This is a genomic window from Shewanella sp. SG41-4 (genome assembly GCF_014164505.1).
In the GTDB taxonomy this organism is placed as follows: domain Bacteria; phylum Pseudomonadota; class Gammaproteobacteria; order Enterobacterales; family Shewanellaceae; genus Shewanella.
Genome location: NZ_JACJFI010000346.1, coordinates 1 through 3,368, shown reverse-complemented (window position 1 = coordinate 3,368; position 3,368 = coordinate 1). Strand labels below are relative to the sequence as shown.

Genomic DNA, 3,368 nt, shown 5'->3' with positions numbered 1-3,368 from the left:
TATTCTTCGAGTGGCAAACAGTGCCACTCGAAGAATACGTGAGGTGAGTGCATTGTCGTGCATAACACTTCGACCTAATAAAGATAACGAAGACACATCGTCTTTTGCCAACTTTTCTAAGTCACGCACTGTAGAACATAATGCAGGCATTTCTTGATCACTGATCCGTTTGGTCCAGTAATCAGCCCCTTTTTGCTGAGTCATTGCCTTCAAAAATTAACCTAAATATAACAAACATTGTTTTTAGTATACTCAATTTCATCACGGTGTCTTGTAGATATTGCTATTCGTTCAAGCTAGCTCACGTATCAAAGTAAAACAATAATACTTCTAATATCCTAAGCCTACTGGCTACTAGCTACTAATTATCACTCTACACCCAGCACAAAGAATAAATGACATGTGACCTCGCTATTACATTATCTTTTTCAGGAGCAGTAATTTTTTGAGCAAGTGCAGTTTGAGATGAATGAACTTAATCATGACGCAAAGGTGATACTTAGACATACGATAAATAATGGGTAAAAAAAACGGCTCACAAGGAGCCGCAATCACAAATTATGTGGTTAAAAACTTACGGGTAGGAAGTATCCAAATAATCAGGTTCAACAACTAAGCAATCGCTTATAAACCATCATATGAGGATAAAAATCCCGTGCTGCCTGTAGGTGAGCTGCACGGGGTTACAACAGTCACAAAGTGACCAAACTTGTAAAACGGTTGGGACTAACGATTAAAACTGTTCTTCTTCAGTAGTAAAAGGACGCTTAACCGATTTCCAACGTGGATTTTCAGCCCAATCTTTCTTAATTGCATCAACCTGTTGCTGACGAGTTAGTTGTGTAGTCATAGTGTCGCTCCTTCCTGTATGAAGGTGGTAAAGTGAATCATTCAACTTTGCCTAATTCAGTAGTGTTGTAATTAATATTCTGTTATTCGACATTACGCCGTTAACAGTTCATATCCTGGTAATGTTAAGAAATCGACTAGCTCATCTGAGGTAGTAATTTGTTCAAATAATTCTGCCGCTTTAGCGAACTGACCTGCATTAAAACGCTCTTCGCCGAGTTCCGCCTTCACGTTGGCCATTTCCTCTTTCAGCATTTCTCTAAACAATGCTTTAGTGACCAGTTTACCGTTGGATAAACTTTTGCCATGCTGGATCCATTGCCAAATAGAAGTGCGCGATATTTCAGCCGTGGCAGCATCTTCCATCAAACCGTAAATCGGTACGCAACCATTGCCCTGGATCCACGCTTCGATGTACTGCAACGCAATACGAATGTTCAAACGCATACCCGCTTCAGTTCGCTCGCCTTGACAAGGCTCGAGTAATTCGCTGGCTAAAATCGGCGCATCGACATCACGAGTAATGTGCAATTGATTGGTTCTATCACCACCGATGTAATCATTGAAAACTTTCATCGCAGTGTCTGCTAAACCAGGATGTGCGACCCAAGTACCATCATGACCATTGCGAGCTTCTAACTCTTTATCGCCACGCACTTTTTGTAATACCAGTTCGTTAGTCGCTTCATCTTTGGCAGGAATAAATGCTGCCATACCGCCCATGGCTAATGCGCCACGTTTATGGCAAGTTTTAATCAATAAGCGTGAATAGGCACTTAAAAACTTAGTATCCATGGTGACCGCTTGACGGTCGGGTAATACACGGTCTGGATAGTTCTTTAAGGTTTTGATATAGCTGAAAATATAATCCCAACGGCCACAATTAAGCGCGACAATGTTTGAACGAAGTTCATAAAGAATCTCCTCCATTTCAAATACCGCAGGTAATGTCTCAATTAAACAAGTGCATTTAATGGTGCCGGGTTGTAAGCAAAAACGCTCTTCTACGAAGGCAAACATTTTCGCCCACCAACGCGCTTCTATATGGCTTTCTAACTTAGGAATATAAAAGTAAGGTCCAGATTTTTTAGCTAAAAGTTGACGATAATTATGGTAAAAGTACATAGCAAAATCGACTAAGCCGCCAGGAATCGGTTTGCCTTTGTATTCAATATGCTTTTCAATAAGATGCAAACCACGTACACGTGCAATTAACACCGCAGGATCTGGATTTAATGAATAATGCTTACCTGTTTCAGGGACCGTTAGTTCAATATCGCCACGTACAGCATCACGAAGGTTAATTTGACCTTCGACAATCTTTTGCCAACTCGGAGCTAATGAATCTTCAAAGTCGGCCATAAACACTTTTACATTGGCGTTTAAAGCATTGATGATCATTTTACGGTCAACAGGGCCAGTAATTTCAACACGCCTGTCTTTAAGATCTTCAGGCATACCACGAATAGTCCAATCACCATAACGTATTGCACGAGTTTCAGGTAAAAAATCAGGTAATTCGCCTTTATCAATACGAGCTTGCTTTTGCTTACGCTTAGCTAATAGTTCAGGTACTTCATCAACAAATTTTGCACATAACGAATCAAGGAAAGCCACGGCGCCAGAGTTAAAAACTTCTTCTTGCCCATTAACAGTAGGCCCAATAAACGTGAGATCGGTTTTAACCGAATCATCAGCATTTGCTGTGGACTTACTGTATTGAGCAACTAACTGTTCTGCCGTCATAATAATGGCTCCCTATATGCTGTCTGTTTTGATATCGGTTGTCATACTTCACGGTGTAGTGTCACTCACTACTGTCTACCCACTATTACTTGTACCAAATCATCGCTGTACTTATTCAAGTTCAAATAAACCGTTTACTCATGACATTTAACTGAAGCTGACTATTTATCAAAAGCTTTCAAATGTCTGTTTCGTACTAAAAACTAACCAAAAACGTTTGTAATTGCAACAGTCTGCACTTTACCAAAACGACATAAAAAGCTGTAATACAGATCATACAAAATGGTCTTACCAACACAAAAAATGCCAGGTAAACCTATGTTATAAAGATAAAAAATAAAATAGAGCATATACTTTAAAGGCGTTACTTAAAATTCATCTTACCAATTGACCAGCAAACACATATGGTAAAAAAGGTTGTAATAAAATAACTCACTGTAAACCTAACCTTACCAAACTTTAGTCTACAACATCTAATTAAACAATTTTGTAACGTTTCTAGTTTACCTATACGTAATAGGATTTTATCTATTAAAAACAGTTTGTTATTACATGTAGCAAGAATGTCATTTTTAAACAACCGTTTTAAATTAACGTTTACGTAAACGTAATAAAAATAAGCTTATTAACAGCTGAAAATGTGAGTTACGTCACCCGATCAACAAGCTTAAGCAGATTGGTTTGTTTTAAATAAAATTCATTTTTTTTAAAAATAATTGAAAAAACTTCATGAATGGGGCAATTGAGAACCACGATGGTGCAGTGGAGAGTGA

The 3,368-nt window shown here is 38.5% G+C and carries 1 protein-coding gene and 1 pseudogene; both read right to left on the bottom strand.

Annotated elements, in window-relative coordinates:
* A pseudogene (locus tag H5202_RS19390) lies at nucleotides 1-204 on the bottom strand (HDOD domain-containing protein); the annotation flags it as partial.
* Between the two features lie 738 nt (nucleotides 205-942).
* Nucleotides 943-2,595 carry a malate synthase A gene (aceB, locus tag H5202_RS19385; protein ID WP_182773504.1) on the bottom strand — a complete coding sequence of 551 codons (1,653 nt, stop codon included), beginning with the start codon at nucleotides 2,593-2,595 and terminating at the stop codon, nucleotides 943-945.
* Nucleotides 2,596-3,368 lie beyond the last annotated feature (773 nt).

Bases quoted from the DNA above. Each gene is read 5' to 3' on its own strand.
- aceB (WP_182773504.1), bottom strand. From the start codon at position 2,595: ATGACGGCAGAACAGTTAGTTGCTCAATACAGTAAGTCCACAGCAAAT.